The 14,689-nt window shown below is 42.5% G+C and carries 16 protein-coding genes and 1 tRNA gene; 6 read left to right on the top strand and 11 right to left on the bottom strand.

The annotated features are described in order from the left end of the window. Nucleotides 1-43: 43 nt before the first annotated feature. From DMZ48_RS12415 to DMZ48_RS12390, 6 genes are all read right to left on the bottom strand, one after another. The gene (locus tag DMZ48_RS12415; RefSeq protein WP_143955474.1) at nt 44-376 is read right to left on the bottom strand and encodes a ribonuclease Z; all 333 of its coding nucleotides are present in this window, start codon (nt 374-376) and stop codon (nt 44-46) included. Nucleotides 377-380: 4 nt separating this feature from the next. Beyond that, a complete protein-coding gene (locus tag DMZ48_RS12410; RefSeq protein ID WP_143955473.1) occupies nt 381-1,310 on the bottom strand; it encodes an aspartate carbamoyltransferase catalytic subunit in 930 nt (309 codons plus the stop codon). A gap of 10 nt (nt 1,311-1,320) precedes the next feature. Beyond that, nucleotides 1,321-1,860: a bifunctional pyr operon transcriptional regulator/uracil phosphoribosyltransferase PyrR gene (pyrR, locus tag DMZ48_RS12405; RefSeq protein WP_143955472.1), complete on the bottom strand. Its 540-nt coding sequence runs from the start codon at nt 1,858-1,860 to the stop codon at nt 1,321-1,323. A gap of 136 nt (nt 1,861-1,996) precedes the next feature. Next, nucleotides 1,997-3,307, bottom strand: a complete 1,311-nt coding sequence (gene murA, locus DMZ48_RS12400; protein ID WP_143955471.1) for a UDP-N-acetylglucosamine 1-carboxyvinyltransferase — start codon at nt 3,305-3,307, stop codon at nt 1,997-1,999. Nucleotides 3,308-3,325: 18 nt separating this feature from the next. Continuing rightward, entirely contained in the window at nt 3,326-3,970 is a 645-nt protein-coding gene (locus DMZ48_RS12395) for a DUF4290 domain-containing protein (RefSeq protein WP_143955470.1), read from the bottom strand. A gap of 87 nt (nt 3,971-4,057) precedes the next feature. Next, a complete protein-coding gene (locus DMZ48_RS12390; protein WP_143955469.1) occupies nt 4,058-4,348 on the bottom strand; it encodes a DUF493 family protein in 291 nt (96 codons plus the stop codon). Between the two features lie 89 nt (nt 4,349-4,437). On the opposite strand from DMZ48_RS12390, the gene DMZ48_RS12385 reads away from it, so the two are divergent. From DMZ48_RS12385 to DMZ48_RS12365, 5 genes are all read left to right on the top strand, one after another. Next, nucleotides 4,438-4,983 carry an AAA family ATPase gene (locus DMZ48_RS12385; protein WP_143955468.1) on the top strand — a complete coding sequence of 182 codons (546 nt, stop codon included), beginning with the start codon at nt 4,438-4,440 and terminating at the stop codon, nt 4,981-4,983. Further along, entirely contained in the window at nt 4,980-6,899 is a 1,920-nt protein-coding gene (locus DMZ48_RS12380) for a RecQ family ATP-dependent DNA helicase (RefSeq protein WP_143955467.1), read from the top strand. The genes DMZ48_RS12385 and DMZ48_RS12380 overlap by 4 nt, the downstream gene beginning before the upstream one ends. A 14-nt stretch (nt 6,900-6,913) precedes the next feature. Next, nucleotides 6,914-7,864 carry a methionyl-tRNA formyltransferase gene (fmt, locus tag DMZ48_RS12375; protein ID WP_143955466.1) on the top strand — a complete coding sequence of 317 codons (951 nt, stop codon included), beginning with the start codon at nt 6,914-6,916 and terminating at the stop codon, nt 7,862-7,864. 190 nt (nt 7,865-8,054) lie between these two features. Next, nucleotides 8,055-8,327, top strand: coding sequence for an HU family DNA-binding protein (locus tag DMZ48_RS12370; protein ID WP_143955465.1), 273 nt, complete (start codon nt 8,055-8,057; stop codon nt 8,325-8,327). Between the two features lie 156 nt (nt 8,328-8,483). After that, nucleotides 8,484-9,044, top strand: a complete 561-nt coding sequence (locus DMZ48_RS12365; RefSeq protein WP_143955464.1) for a YqgE/AlgH family protein — start codon at nt 8,484-8,486, stop codon at nt 9,042-9,044. Between the two features lie 5 nt (nt 9,045-9,049). On the opposite strand, the gene DMZ48_RS12360 is transcribed toward DMZ48_RS12365, so the two are convergent. Both DMZ48_RS12360 and DMZ48_RS12355 read right to left on the bottom strand, forming a co-directional pair. Then, nucleotides 9,050-9,895 (bottom strand): aminotransferase class IV, encoded by an 846-nt coding sequence (locus DMZ48_RS12360; RefSeq protein ID WP_143955463.1) that lies wholly within the window; start codon nt 9,893-9,895, stop codon nt 9,050-9,052. 54 nt (nt 9,896-9,949) lie between these two features. Further along, nucleotides 9,950-10,333, bottom strand: coding sequence for an START-like domain-containing protein (locus tag DMZ48_RS12355; RefSeq protein WP_143955561.1), 384 nt, complete (start codon nt 10,331-10,333; stop codon nt 9,950-9,952). Between the two features lie 156 nt (nt 10,334-10,489). On the opposite strand from DMZ48_RS12355, the gene DMZ48_RS12350 reads away from it, so the two are divergent. Then, nucleotides 10,490-10,563 (top strand) — tRNA-Met (locus DMZ48_RS12350). Between the two features lie 116 nt (nt 10,564-10,679). Here DMZ48_RS12350 and DMZ48_RS12345 read toward each other — a convergent pair. The 3 genes from DMZ48_RS12345 to DMZ48_RS12335 all read right to left on the bottom strand — a co-directional run bounded on the left by DMZ48_RS12345 (nt 10,680) and on the right by DMZ48_RS12335 (nt 14,394). Next, entirely contained in the window at nt 10,680-11,156 is a 477-nt protein-coding gene (locus DMZ48_RS12345) for a DUF4625 domain-containing protein (RefSeq protein WP_143955462.1), read from the bottom strand. Nucleotides 11,157-11,220: 64 nt separating this feature from the next. Then, nucleotides 11,221-11,991, bottom strand: coding sequence for a DUF4625 domain-containing protein (locus DMZ48_RS12340; RefSeq protein ID WP_143955461.1), 771 nt, complete (start codon nt 11,989-11,991; stop codon nt 11,221-11,223). A 21-nt stretch (nt 11,992-12,012) separates the two neighbouring features. Continuing rightward, a complete protein-coding gene (locus tag DMZ48_RS12335; protein ID WP_143955460.1) occupies nt 12,013-14,394 on the bottom strand; it encodes a TonB-dependent receptor in 2,382 nt (793 codons plus the stop codon). Between the last annotated feature and the right edge of the window lie 295 nt (nt 14,395-14,689).

Raw genomic sequence — 14,689 nt, 5'->3', positions numbered from 1 at the left:
AAGATATTCGGATCTCCCGGCCGGTGATTCCTGTATAAAATCGTCAGGCATCAAGATCCCGTTCAATTTCTTCCATTTCTATCAGGTCATAAGCCTCTTTGAGGGTAGGCACTACAACCAGATCGCCATTCACATCGTTGTAATTCACAGAATCGGTGACGATAACAAAGGATTTAGAATTACCGAGGTGTTCGACAACTATTTCGTGAAATTCCATAAGGTCATTAGCCTTAAGATCGGTCAGTGCCATCAGATTAAGAATGATATTATCCTTCTTATATTTACTGTAAGCCTCACTGAATCGATTCACAAATTTATTGAACTCAACACATTCCTGTGTGATCAACGTGGTGTTTTCCTGCCTGTCAACTATCATAATCCTATTGTTTAATTTTAGATGCTAATAAATAAACTACAGCCATTCTGACGGCGACACCGTTCTCTACCTGATTTAGAATAATCGCCTGCTTTGAATCGGCAACATCACTGGTGATCTCGACACCTCTGTTGATAGGTCCGGGGTGCATGATAACGATCTCTTTGTCCAGCGAATCGAGCAGAGCTTTACTTACCCCGTATTGCTGGGTATATTCCCTTGTGGAGGGAAAATAACTGATATCCATTCTTTCGTTCTGAACCCGCAGCATGTTAGCCACATCACACCATTCCAGTGCTTTCCTCAGATCGGTTTCCACTCCAACACCCAGATTCCCTATATATTTCGGAATCAGTGTTTTCGGGCCGCATACCTTAACATTGGCACCCTGTAATTGCAGGGCGAATATATTAGACAATGCGACTCTCGAGTGAAGAATATCTCCAACGATCACAACATTCTTTCCTTCCACATCTCCAAGTCTTTCTCTGATGGAGTAAGAATCCAGTAGCGCCTGGGTAGGATGCTCATGAGCTCCGTCACCGGCATTGATGATACTGGCTTTCACATTTTTGGAAAGAAATACCCCGGCACCCGGATTCGGGTGTCGCATCACCACCATATCCACTTTCATGGACAGGATATTATTTACCGTATCGATAAGGGTTTCCCCTTTTTTCACAGATGACTGTGCAGCCGAAAAATTGATAACATCGGCTGATAATCTCTTTTCGGCAAGTTCGAATGATAATCGGGTTCGGGTACTGTTCTCAAAAAATAAATTGGCAATGGTAATATCTCTTAAAGAAGGTACTTTCTTGATCGGACGATTGATAACCTCTTTAAAATGGTCGGCGGTTTCAAATATCAGTTCAATATCCTCTCTTTTCAGATATTTGATCCCCAGTAAGTGATCTACACTTAATTCACTCATTCTTTAAATACTATTTTATTACGAGATAAACCTTGTCTTCGCCTTCCTGTTCTTCCCACATCACCCGGACCTTTTCCTGATTGATGGCATCAACCTGGCGGCCGCGATAATCGGGTTGAATCGGTAAATGTCTGCTGAATCGTCTGTCGATCAGGGTCAGCAGTTCGATCTCACTGGGCCGTCCGAAACTCTGGATAGCAGTCAGTGCGGCACGAATGCTTCTTCCTGTGTATAACACATCATCCACGAACACTACTTTTTTATCTTCCACAACGAAATCGATCTTGGTCTTATTCGCTTCCAGTGGTTTGCTTCCTCGTCTGAAATCATCCCGGTAAAAGGTAATATCAAGATATCCCAGTTTTACTTCTGAGATATTATATTCCTCGACAAGGATCTTTTTGAGGCGCTCGGCAACGAACGTACCTCTCGGTTGGATCCCGATCAATACGGTATCTTTAAAATCAAGATGATTTTCAATGAGTTGACACGCCAATCGATGTAAGATGATGTTTATTTCTTTGGCCGAAAGCAGGACTTTTTGACTCATATTTAATGGCGAAAGTATATGCGTTGTAAATGTACATATTTTTAAGGAGAATAAAAGAAGAAATCATACGAAAAGGGGTTGGCGGTTACCTGAACACAGATAACCGCCAACCCCTTAATCGTTTATATTTCTAAAATTAATCCACGCGAACGATGTGGGCACCTATCGCTTTCAGACGTCCGTCGATATTCTGATAACCGCGGTCTATCTGTTCAATGTTATGGATCGTTGAGGTTCCTTTGGCAGAAAGTGCTGCGATGAGCAGGGAAACTCCGGCACGTATATCCGGCGATGTCATCGTTGTCGCCTTCAGAGTCGATTTAAAATCATGCCCGATCACGGTTGCACGATGCGGATCACATAGAATGATCTTAGCCCCCATATCAATCAGCTTATCGACGAAGAACAACCGGCTTTCGAACATCTTCTGATGGATCAGAACACTTCCTCTTGCCTGAGTGGCAACGGTGAGTACGATACTCAGCAAGTCAGGTGTAAACCCTGGCCATGGTGCATCAGAGATGGTCAGTACCGACCCATCTATGAAATTTTGGATCTCGTATCCGTCGGCATGTTCCGGAATCACGATATCATCCCCCTCTTGTCTCAGGGATATTCCGAGTTTTCCAAACACTGAAGGAATCAGTCCGAGATTATCCCAGCTTACATTTTTAATGGTGAGCTCGCTACGGGTCATTGCCGCAAGGCCGATCCAGCTACCGATTTCGATCATATCCGGAAGCATGGTATGTTCGGTTCCTTTCAATTTCTTCACCCCTTCGATAATAAGAAGGTTGGATCCGATACCATTGATCTTAGCGCCCATTCTGTTTAGCATCTTACACAACTGCTGCAGGTAAGGCTCACAGGCCGCATTATAAATAGTTGTTGTACCTTTTGCCAGTACGGCAGCCATCACGATGTTGGCGGTTCCGGTTACGGATGCCTCGTCGAGCAGCATATACGTTCCTTCCAGGCTGTCTGCTTCCACACCGTAGAAATATTCTTCACGGTTATAGCGGAATTTAGCCCCAAGTTTTATAAATCCTTCGAAATGCGTATCCAGTCTTCTTCTTCCGATCTTATCACCTCCCGGTTTAGGAATATATCCCTTCCCGAATCTGGCGAGTAACGGCCCTACCATCATGATCGAACCGCGAAGGCCTCGGCCGTCGGTTTTGAATTGATCTGACTGCAGGTATTCCAGATGCAGGTCATTTGCCTGGAAAGTATAGGATGAAACACCGATCTTCTGAATGGTAACCCCCAGATTTTCCAACAGGTCGATCAGTTTATTGACATCAACGATGTCAGGAATATTATGAATAGTTACCTTTTCATCGGTCAGTAAAACAGCACAGAGTATCTGTAGTGCTTCATTTTTGGCTCCCTGGGGTGTAATTTCGCCTTTCAGGCGATGTCCGCCTTCAATTTTAAATGTTCCCATATCAAAAGTGGAATGCGGTTAATAACGTTTTTTACCTCGTCCTTTGTTATGATGCTTACGTGGGTTCCCGGTATTTCTAGGCTTCGCAGGTCTGTTTCGAACCAGGTTCTTGCTTTCAGCCAGATCCTCATCCCATTTGGCAAGATTGATCTTTCCGTTACTCAACTCATAGAGATGTTCAAAGATCGCTTCATCTTCTACTGTATCTTTATTCCAGTTGAGATAACTCTTCTTCATGTGATTGGCAATGGTAAACTTCAGGGCATCTTTAAGATCTCCGTCTTCCCAACTCACACACACATCGATCATGCGTTTTATGTTATTTCCATAAAAGCGATACTTCGGATGATTCTGAGGGTAGTCGAGTTTTTGCGGGCGCTCTTCCAGCATCTCCCGGGTAGGTTTGGGATACGGTGAATCCACATCCAGATTGAAATCTGCGATGATGAACAACTGATCCCAGAGCTTATGCTGAAAATCAGGAACATCTCTTAAATGCGGGTTCAGATTCCCCATTACCCCGATGATTGCATTGGCAACTTTATTGCGTTCTTCGCGGTCTTCGATCGCTACGGCGAAATCGACCATTTTCTGAATATGACGTCCATATTCAGGAATGATCAGTCGCGGGCGCTCACTGTTGTATTCTAAATTATCGATCAAAATAAAATGATATTATAATGTAGTCATGCTGTCATGCAGCATCTAATGATTTGCGAAATATACTAAAAATAAGTTCGAATATGGTATTTAGAGTGAAATTACACCCTCAACCTTTCCAACCTCCTTGTATTTTTCGATAACGGCATCAGCGCTATCCATCATGATCTCGATAGACAAGCTGGTGTATTTACCGTTGGATGAAGTCTTTTTATTGATAACAGCTCCTGAATTATCGAAAGCCGATTCGATCTGTCCGATCTTTGATTCATCGGTTGGAACGATGAATTTATAGAGATACATCGACGGCCATGAAGTACTTTCATCAAGCTCGTTTTTCAGTCTGTCATAGAATTCTTCAACCTCTTTTTTATCTTTCATATGCTAATTTCCGGATTTTTTACAAAGATAGGATATAGAATTGTATTTTATATTAAAGGATCATTTAGTTATTTTGTGGTTTTGATGTTATGAAAGATGTTGTTAAGAAAATAATCATTACGGGAGGCCCCGGAACCGGAAAATCAACCCTTGTCAATCACCTTACCGATAAAGGCTATACCTGTATGGAAGAGATCTCCCGACAGGTAACCATCGAAGCCCAGGCGCAGGGAATCGGACAACTGTTCTTAAAAGACCCTTTACAGTTCAGCAATAAATTGCTGGAAGGACGTATCGGACAGTTCCTGGATGCCGACAAAATGAAGGATTCACACGTCTTCTTCGATCGTGGCATTCCGGATGTACTGGCTTATATGAACTATAAAGGGGATCCGTATCCGCCTTCCTACGACGAACATTCACGCCTGTATCGATATGACAAGGTCTTTATCCTACCTCCCTGGGAGGCTATCTATATATCGGATTCCGTACGTTATGAAAATTTCGATCAGGCAAACAGCATTCATGAACATTTGGTAAGCACTTATGAAGATTTCGGCTATAACCTGCTGGAAGTACCGGTTGGAACTATTGAAACCAGAGCCGACTTTATATTAAATCATCTGAAATTATGAATTCCGCACAATCGCCGGAGTCACTTTTACTGAAACACTGGGGTTTTCCAAACTTTCGCCCACTTCAGAAAAAGGCGATCGATGCCGCTTTGAATGGCAGGGATACCCTGGTAGTATTACCTACCGGCGGAGGCAAGTCGATCTGTTATCAGATCCCTTCCCTATGTCAAAACGGTATTTGCATTGTGATCTCCCCATTGGTAGCCCTTATTTCGGATCAGGTGAACAGCCTGAAGAAAAAGGGGATCAAGGCTATCGGACTCACCGGCGGAATGTCTTTTGAAGATGTGAGTGCCGCACTCGATAATTGTATCTATGGGAATTACAAGTTCCTCTACCTCTCCCCTGAAAGGCTGAATCAGGATATCGTAACCGAGCGAATCCGAAATATGGAGGTAAATCTGATCGCGATCGATGAGGCACATTGTATATCGCAATGGGGTCATGATTTCAGACCCGCCTACCGGGAATGTCATCGGTTAAAAGAATTACAGCCCGGAGTACCGGTCATGGCACTGACGGCAACAGCGACTCCCGAAGTCGCCACAGATATCCGAAAGAACCTCGGCATCGAAGACAGCGACCTGATCAAAGGTAGTTTTCAACGCCCGAACCTGGCCTATTGGATTCGTGAAACCGAAGACCGGTATCATGAGATCAACCGGATCTTAAAGCGGAGAAAAGGACCTTCCATCGTGTATGCGAGAAGTCGCAAAGCCACGATCGATTGCAGTAATTACCTCCGTAATAATGGAATCACCGCAGGATTCTTTCACGGCGGATTGCTCGCGGGAGAAAAGCAGGACCGACTCGAAGCATGGCTTTCCAACAAGATCCAGGTCATGGTCGCCACGACAGCTTTCGGTATGGGGATCGATAAGCCCGATGTGGAAACCGTAATTCATTTGAACTATCCGGAAAGTCTTGAAAGTTATTACCAGGAAGCCGGGCGTGCAGGACGAAATGGTGAACGTGCCTGGGCCATTCTGTTAAAGGCTCCGGGGGATGAAGAATTATTACAGCAACAATTTATAAACGCATTACCCGATACCGATTTCATCAGACAACTCTATCGGAAACTCTGTAACTATTTTCAGATCTCTTATGGCGAAGGCACTCAGGAACTATTTGATTTTAACTTCAATGATTTCTGTCACCGCTATGAATTTCCTTCCGGTCAGGCATACAATGCACTGAAGGTACTGGACCGAAATTCTGTCATCGCTTTGAATGAGAATTTCAACCTCAAGACGGAGCTCATGTTCATTTGCAGCAACCATCAGTTGTTCTATTATCTGGAAAAGAATTCGGGGATCGAACATATCTGTCAGGTACTTTTACGGAGTTACGGGGGGCTTTTTGATATGCGAACGACGGTGAATACCAAACTGGTGGCAGATAAAGCAGGAACTTCAGAAGCAAAGGTGATCGCAATGCTGAAGCAACTGGAAAAAGACGGACTCATCGAATTATATATACAGGAACACGATACGAGGATCGCCTTTCTGGTCCCCAGAGAAGATGACCGGACGATCAATGTGATTGCCCGGGATGTGAAAGCACAACAGCAAGTGGTTCGTGACAAGATCGAAAGCGTAATAAAGTACACCCGCAATGACAAAGTCTGCAGATCGGCTCAATTGTCTTCCTATTTTGGAGAAAAGGACGCCAACCCCTGCGGTATCTGTTCGGTCTGCTTTGAAAAGCGGAAGGAGGTTCCGAAATTTGAACCGGGAGAGATCCAGCGTGCGATCATAAAGATCCTTGGCAGCCAGGAAGTCACTTCCAGGGAACTTCATGACATACTTCCCTTTGACCTGCCCTTATTGCTGGAGGCTGTCGAAGAGCTGATGACGGAAGAGATCATTGGCATCAACATTAAAAATGAATATTACCTGATAAACAGGAAGAATTAAAAGTAAAGAAGATCATGGAACATACGTTGCGAATAGTATTTATGGGAACCCCGGATTTTGCGGTTGCCACACTGGACAGGATCATCACTTCAGGATATGAAGTGGTGGGAGTGATCACGGCACCGGACCGGCCGGCGGGAAGAGGACGAAAACTCAATGAATCGGCCGTAAAGAAATATGCAACGGAGAAAGGTCTGACCGTTCTGCAACCTACCAACCTAAAAGATCCTGATTTTCTGGAATCATTACGGTCTTTAAAGGCCGATGTTCAGGTGGTGGTAGCTTTTCGCATGTTGCCGGAAGCCGTTTGGAAAATGCCCAAACTAGGCACCTTCAATCTTCATGCTTCCCTCCTGCCGGACTACCGGGGAGCAGCACCGATCAATTGGGCGGTGATGAATGGAGAAGCAACCACCGGAGTCACCACCTTCTTTATCGACGAGAAGATCGACACCGGCGCGATCATCATGAATGCGGAAACTCCAATCGGTGCATCAGAATCTGCCGGAGAGTTGCATGACCGACTGATGGAGATCGGAGCCGATCTGGTAGTGGAGACCCTGGATAAGATCGAAACGGGAACGATTACCACACAAAAACAGCCGGAAAGCGACACCCTGAAGACCGCACATAAGATACATCGTGATACGTGCAAAATAGACTGGAATTTACCTACACAGGAAATCTATAATAAAGTAAGAGGATTAAGTCCGTACCCGGCAGCATGGACCACTCTCATATCCGGTAGTGAAAGTCTTGATATCAAGATCTTTAAAACGACTCCCGAAAAAGTGGCGATCGATCAGAAACCGGGAACCGTGATCACGTCCAGAGACGCTATAAAGGTGGTTACGGGTGACGGAACGTTAAACATTCTTGAAATGCAACTTCCGGGAAAACGAAAAATGTCGGTAAAGGATATTTTGAACGGATTTCAGCCATCAGCCGATGCAGAAATGCGCTAAACCCTTATAAACACTACAATACGGGAATTTTTGAAAAAACAAGCATACGTTATTAACAATGCTCTGAAGTTATCAACAAAAACCGCTATTTCCCTCACTATTACTTGCATGGCTGGGAAATCCGTATAAATTTGTGTGACGATATAAAAAAATGTTTAACCAAACTATTATTAGTTAAAATCTTTAAATTATGAACAAAACAGAATTAATTGATGCAATGGCAGCTGATGCCGGTATTACTAAGGCAGCGGCAAAAAAAGCATTGGAGTCTTTTTTAGGGAATGTAGAAGGTACTCTTAAGAAAGGAAACCGTGTTTCTTTGGTTGGGTTTGGTTCATGGTCAGTTTCTAAAAGATCAGCAAGAGAAGGTAGAAACCCTCAAACAGGTAAGACCATCCAAATCGCGGCAAAGAATGTTGTGAAGTTCAAAGCCGGAGCAGAATTATCTGACGCTGTGAATTAATCTAAAATAATACCATTCTATTCATAAAGACGCCTCATCAGGCGTCTTTTTTTGTACATATCGGTCATTTTTTTGAGATTATTCAGGAATTCGATTAAAATATTAAAACTAAAGTTGTTATATTTATAAATGAATAATCAAAAAAAATCATAGCTTATGGTTGCTTTAACTCCAAAAAAAGGCCATTTGCTAATTGCCGAACCTTCTATAATTGGCGATGTAGCGTTTAACAGGTCAGTAGTATTGCTCGCAGAACACAATACAGAAGGGTCGATTGGATTCATTTTAAACAAACCCCTCGAATTCCGACTCAACGAATTAGTCCCAGATATTAAAAAATCATTTAAAGTATATAACGGTGGTCCGGTTGAGCAGGACAACCTTTACTTTATTCACAAAGTTCCGGAACTTGTACAAAACAGTATAGAAATATCGAATGGTATTTACTGGGGGGGAGATTTTGAAAAGATCATCGACCTAATCAATCAGGGAGACATCAAGGAGAACGATATTCGTTTCTTTTTGGGGTATTCAGGATGGGAAACCCTGCAACTGGAAAAGGAATTAGACAGTAATGCCTGGGTAGTTTCCGAAAACAAGTACAAGAGTAACATCATCCGAAAATCCACCCTTCATTTCTGGAAGGAAAAAATGCTGGAGCTCGGAGGGGATTATGTGATCTGGTCGAATGCACCGGAGAACCCCGGACTCAATTAATTAGATCAGGTAAGACGCACTACAGCGTTCAATCTGCCCAACAATTTTGAAGCAACCGAATTTCCGTATTGTTTTTTACGATAACGGGTAACCGGAGTTATTCCGCTAATAACATTAGTGATGAACAACTCATCTGCCTTTTGCAACTCAAAAGGCGATACGGAAGATTCGGATAATTCGAATTCATCGGTCTTACCTATGATGTCTATCAATTGTTTACGCATGATCCCATTGATGCATCCATCGGTCAACGGTGGAGTCTTGATGGTATTTCCCTTAACGACGAAAAGATTTCCGTTAATGGCCTCGGTCACCTGTTTGTCATGATTGAGCAGCAGACAGTTCTGGTATCCGTTTTCCTGGGCAAATACCCCAGCCAGCGTATTGATGATACGGTTGGTAGACTTAACAGTGCCCAACAGGCCAGCCACGAGATAATGATCTTTAAACAGCTCTACTTCATGATCCTTCTCAGCGATCTGATAGAAACCTGAATCCAGAGCCTTACAATCGATCAACCAGCTCACTTCGTTCGAATCCGGGGTGTAGAGTCCGTTACCATTGCGAAAGACAGTAATACGTACTCTGGCCGCAGTCTGATCGAGATCGTTGGCATTTAGGGTTCGTTCGATTTCCTCTTTCAGGTATTCCATGGTAAAGGTCATCGGGATCTCCATGCGAAGAATACGCATAGAAGCCATAAGTCTCAGGTAATGCGGCTCCCAGAAGAATATCTTTGAATTCACAACCCGTATGGTCTCAAATAAGGCGTCTCCGTAGCGAAATGCCCTGTTATTTCCATCGAATAGTACTACCTCATCACTGTATAACTCACCGTCAAAATTAACCATAAAAAAAGCCTTGAAAATTCAAGGCACAAATATACTGGGTTTGATTCAGATTCCCTAAGCGGATCCTAAAACTTGTTTGAGATCAGCCACCTGATTTTCCCATAACATTTTAGCTTCATCCATTTCATCCTCTTCGGTGAAATCGGTAACTAAAAGCGAGACATCCTTGGTGATCTCATCCACCACAATTTTCATTTCAAAGAAGGTATCATCCTGTCCTTCTTCCCATCGGAATTTGATCAATTCACCGCTTTTTTTGCGGACAACCTTTGCGCGTTCTTCCGACCCATCCCAGATAAAAGTAAAGAGTTCTCCTCTTGAATTCACATTATCCGCAAACCATTCAGACAACCCTGAAGGAGTTGAAATATACTGGTATAATAGCTGGGGTGATGAGTGGATGGGAAACTCCATCTCATATTTGATCTTATCTTGCATATATCTATGTTGATTATTCGGAGACAATATAATTATTTCTGCAAAATAACGTCGGTTTTTCATCAAAAAAATATTTTTTCAACTTTAGTTTGTGATAGGTGAATTTGTTTATATATTTGCACCCGCCTAGCAAAAATTACTGCAGGCAAAAACTCTGGCGAGGTAGCTCAGTTGGTTAGAGCGTCGGATTCATAACCCGGAGGTCACGGGTTCAACTCCCGTCCTCGCTACAAATAAAAAAGGCTTTCGAAAAATCGAAAGCCTTTTTTATTTGTAAATACTGTAAAACTACCTGTGCTACTCCGTGTAAAGGAGTTCTGCAAAACTCCCCAGAAGAACAGTCAGATCATTCCACGATCTTAATATCTATGGAAGTTCGGCCTTGCCAACCGGTTTTGTCGGTTACAGAATATTGGCAATGGTAATCTCCAGTATCAACATCTTCCGGAATTTCAACTGTAACAATAATCTCATACTCGTCAACCCCTCCTTCAATCATGTAATTCTCCATGTAGATCAAAGGGTTTACGGCGGTTTTCACAGCTTCTAATTCACAATTCACACCCTGATCATCATGGGTATGATGATCAAAATTGTGGTGAATATCGATACTATAAGAAGCAAGTTCAAAATTGTCAGTTACCAACGCCCTAAAATCATAGGAAGATCCCCGCTTCAACACTGAGCAGGTCTGGGGAAATCCGTCGATATAGTTCAAGGAAATCGTTGGTTTTTCTTCATCTTTGATTACACTATCATCACCGGAACATGCCAGTAACATCATCCCTATGATGGAAACTATAAAATATTGAATCCTTTTCATATATATATATTTATAGTTTCGCACAAGGTTTTTAAAGAACCTTGTGCGAAAAATTAAAAGCAAATTATGCCGTTATATCAATATGGTTTTCATACTCCAGAATGTTTCCATCCTCATCTTCGATAGTGATCGATAAATGGTATTCACCTGCAGGTGCCGAGGCAGGAATATCAATATGCTCATGGAACTCCACTTCAGTTTCATCATGGTAGCCTTCTTCGAACACTTCTTCATAATCCCATTCCAATTCACCCGCTCCCGGAGTGATATCATGGGCATGAATAGCGATGGTGATCGAATGGATCCCATTGACGGCAGCGATCATAAATTCAGCATGCATATCATCTCCTCGTGCTGCTTCTGAATCAATGGAGATATCACTCATCGTAATAGCATCAATCAGTTCAACTTCACCTTCGATCTCAGTAGTGTTTCCTTCATTATCGGTAACCGTAAGAATCACATGATATTCTCCCACCGGTGCGGTATCAGGTATATCGATATGTTCATGGAAAGTCGGATTGATCACCCTGTATTTACTGTCGGTAAAAGTTTGTTCGAAATCCCATTCTTCCTCCCCTTCTCCTACGGTAACTTCATGACTATGGATCGCTAATGTAATACTGCTAACCGTTGCTTCGGCATAAATTTCTGCTTCCACATGAATATCCGATCCGATATAACCAACCGCATCTGAGCCATGTGAACTTCCTTCCCCGTATTCAAAATCCGAAATCACCGGAGCTTCGGAAACGAGGTTGTTATCATCATCATTGCTACATGATGTTAAAATGATCGCTAAAAGCGTAAAAATTGATAAAAATTTAAAATTCATAACATTGGGTTTTAATTATTACTATTTATTGAAGGATTGATTTATTGATATCGAGAAATTTCTTCCCGGTTCAGGCACATCGATAAGCCTGTAAAAACTGGTATGATTAAAATATTTGGTATTCAAAATATTATTGATATTGAATCGTATACTCATAGATGGTAAACCGCTCAACAGCCCAACCTTCATATTCAGGGAAAAATTCATAACCTGATACCCGTCTGTGATCTCTTCCGGAGGAATGATCTCTTTTTGAGCTGCTGCAATCTTATAATCCATCGACAGCATTGGTTGTTTGAAGAACCACGTATCATCAAATTGAAAGGCAGCCGAGAATCTCCCGCTCAATGGCGGAGAAAAAGGAAGTGTATATCCTTCTTTAGGACCACTGGTCTGTCTCGAATAGACATATTCTCCGGATGCATCCAGCTGTAATCGTTCAAAAAATCTGATGCCCGCTTTCAGCTCTCCTCCGTAGCGAAAGACCTCACTTTGCGTATACTCATAAATTTGGAGGGTCTCATAATAATCCGAAGTGGGATTCAGATAAATATAATTTTCAAAGTAATTTATAAAAGGACTCACTCCCAGATAGTAGTTATCCCTGATGTGATCGACTTCAAGATCAAGCTGCCATGATGCTTCAGCATCAAGTTCTGAATTCCCTTTCTCATAACGATACATGTGATAATTCACACCATCCGAAGCAAGTTCATTTGCCAGTGGCATCCTGAAACTACGGCCTGCATTTACCTTAAAATTGGTATCATCCAGAGTGTAAGCAATCCCTAAAGAGCCGCTAAAGCTTCCAAAATTCAACCGCTTATCCTGAGAACGCTGTAAATACACTCGGGAAGTGGTTCCATCCTCATTATTGATCTGTGATTGAAACCAATCGTAATAAGGTTCCGTATGTATGATCCCAAGATCATAACGTATTCCAGCCTGCAAATGCAGTTGCTGATCGACCTCAACCTGATCATAGGCAAATCCACCTACTGAAAAACGCTGATAAGCTGGAATGAGAAATCCCCAGCCATCGATATCATTGTGCTGATATTCCAGATTGAATCCGGCAACGAGCTCATGTCGATTCAATACAGACATCTTATCATTTAGGTTAAGAGAAAATGTATTTTTTCGGAATACCCTTTCTCTGGAATCTGCAGGCTTCGGCATATATCCATGAGGAACCGGTTCGGAATGTTCTTCTCTATGATTACTCTGGTACCCCAAATCAAAATGAAGTACGTGGGTTTTCCCGTGGGTAATAAGCGTAGTACTATTGGTAACCTTTAAATGATTCACCGTATGATACGGAAGGTCAATATCACGGTTCGAACGGTCGTAATCAATTGATGAAGTACGAACCTCAAGTCCGTGGGCATTAGCAAAAAAGCCATTTTTGGTATTGACATTACTGATAGAAGTCTCCGATTTAAAATTATCGGAAACATATCCCAGATTAAAACTGGCATTGGCTTCCTTACCTGCTGTATTTCTCAGATTATGGTCATGGAGTTCAAAGATGTAATTCTCATAATTGATTCTATCGGTGGGCACCTTAAAATCACCATAATCACGATAGGTAAACCTTCCTCGGTAATACCAATGTTCTTTACGGGATTGAAGCCCTGCCGATACTCCCAGCAAGTCATTGTTTGTTTCACCCAGCAAATTCACTTCTCCTTCAAAGGTGTTCTGCTGAGGAATCAGGGAGGGTTTAATATTAACCACCCCGGCAATTGCATCCGATCCATACATCAGTGAGGCAGGTCCCTTGATAATCTGGATCGCTTCAATACCATACTGATCGATCTCAAGACCATGATCACTTCCCCACTGCTGTGCTTCATGTTTAATTCCATTCTGTACAACAGCTACCCTGTTAAACCCTAAACCCCGTATTACAGGTTTCGATTGCCCGGAACCGATATTTATAGTACTCACTCCGGGAATTTTTTCGAGGGTCTGCATCAGACTGTTCGCCCTGTTTTTATCGAGAAAATCTTTATTCACCGATTCAGATACGAGTGGAATTGTTCGCGACTCCTTTCGATCTGAAACTCCATGTAACTCAATTGCTTCAAGTGCTGTGGATACGGTTTCAAGGTATACCATCACCCTTTGCAACCCAGGTTTAACCACGACGGTAAACGTTTGGTCAGCAAACCCCATATGAGCTACTTTGAATTCATAAACACCTTCAGGTAGCTCATCGAAGTTAAAATGACCGTATTCATCAGATACCGCATATCTGGTTTCTCCTAAAACGGTAGCCCCGGTAACAGGTTTTTTGGATGCAGCATCTAGCACAGAACCTTCCAAATTGAAAGTATTCTGAGCCATCGCCAGGGAGCAAATACTCAAATAGAGTATACCCCCAATTAATTTGTGGATCATGCTATAGATAACAAAATGAATTAAACATCTATTCCGAAGGCAAATACTTCGAAATAATATTGGAGACTATTGAATAGAAATTCAATGGTCTTATAAGAATGTATTATACGATGAGATGGTTTGAGGAGGAGGGCGACTAAAGAGCTGGTCTGTAGTAAGAGTAAATTCCTTTAGATATGCATAATGGTTAATAACCTTTCTTTCAGATACTAACAGAAAGGTTTCAAGTTGGAGATCCGGAGATTCCCCCGGTAGAACGGGAATCGAATTATGAGTAATCGCATGATCACATAAC

Source organism: Robertkochia solimangrovi (assembly GCF_007279655.1).
In the GTDB taxonomy this organism is placed as follows: Bacteria; Bacteroidota; Bacteroidia; order Flavobacteriales; family Flavobacteriaceae; genus Robertkochia; species Robertkochia solimangrovi.
The sequence above is the reverse complement of the archived record's forward strand: the minus strand, read 5'-3'. Positions and strand labels throughout refer to the sequence as shown.

Excerpts from the sequence above, each read along its gene's own strand:
- DMZ48_RS12415 (WP_143955474.1), bottom strand. The coding sequence starts at position 376 with ATGATAGTTGACAGGCAGGAAAACACCACGTTGATCACACAGGAATGT.
- DMZ48_RS12410 (WP_143955473.1), bottom strand. The coding sequence starts at position 1,310 with ATGAGTGAATTAAGTGTAGATCACTTACTGGGGATCAAATATCTGAAA.
- pyrR (WP_143955472.1), bottom strand. The coding sequence starts at position 1,860 with ATGAGTCAAAAAGTCCTGCTTTCGGCCAAAGAAATAAACATCATCTTA.
- murA (WP_143955471.1), bottom strand. The coding sequence starts at position 3,307 with ATGGGAACATTTAAAATTGAAGGCGGACATCGCCTGAAAGGCGAAATT.
- DMZ48_RS12390 (WP_143955469.1), bottom strand. The coding sequence starts at position 4,348 with ATGAAAGATAAAAAAGAGGTTGAAGAATTCTATGACAGACTGAAAAAC.
- DMZ48_RS12385 (WP_143955468.1), top strand. The coding sequence starts at position 4,438 with ATGAAAGATGTTGTTAAGAAAATAATCATTACGGGAGGCCCCGGAACC.
- DMZ48_RS12380 (WP_143955467.1), top strand. The coding sequence starts at position 4,980 with ATGAATTCCGCACAATCGCCGGAGTCACTTTTACTGAAACACTGGGGT.
- fmt (WP_143955466.1), top strand. The coding sequence starts at position 6,914 with ATGGAACATACGTTGCGAATAGTATTTATGGGAACCCCGGATTTTGCG.
- DMZ48_RS12370 (WP_143955465.1), top strand. The coding sequence starts at position 8,055 with ATGAACAAAACAGAATTAATTGATGCAATGGCAGCTGATGCCGGTATT.
- DMZ48_RS12365 (WP_143955464.1), top strand. The coding sequence starts at position 8,484 with ATGGTTGCTTTAACTCCAAAAAAAGGCCATTTGCTAATTGCCGAACCT.
- DMZ48_RS12360 (WP_143955463.1), bottom strand. The coding sequence starts at position 9,895 with ATGGTTAATTTTGACGGTGAGTTATACAGTGATGAGGTAGTACTATTC.
- DMZ48_RS12355 (WP_143955561.1), bottom strand. The coding sequence starts at position 10,333 with ATGCAAGATAAGATCAAATATGAGATGGAGTTTCCCATCCACTCATCA.
- DMZ48_RS12345 (WP_143955462.1), bottom strand. The coding sequence starts at position 11,156 with ATGAAAAGGATTCAATATTTTATAGTTTCCATCATAGGGATGATGTTA.
- DMZ48_RS12340 (WP_143955461.1), bottom strand. The coding sequence starts at position 11,991 with ATGAATTTTAAATTTTTATCAATTTTTACGCTTTTAGCGATCATTTTA.
- DMZ48_RS12335 (WP_143955460.1), bottom strand. The coding sequence starts at position 14,394 with ATGATCCACAAATTAATTGGGGGTATACTCTATTTGAGTATTTGCTCC.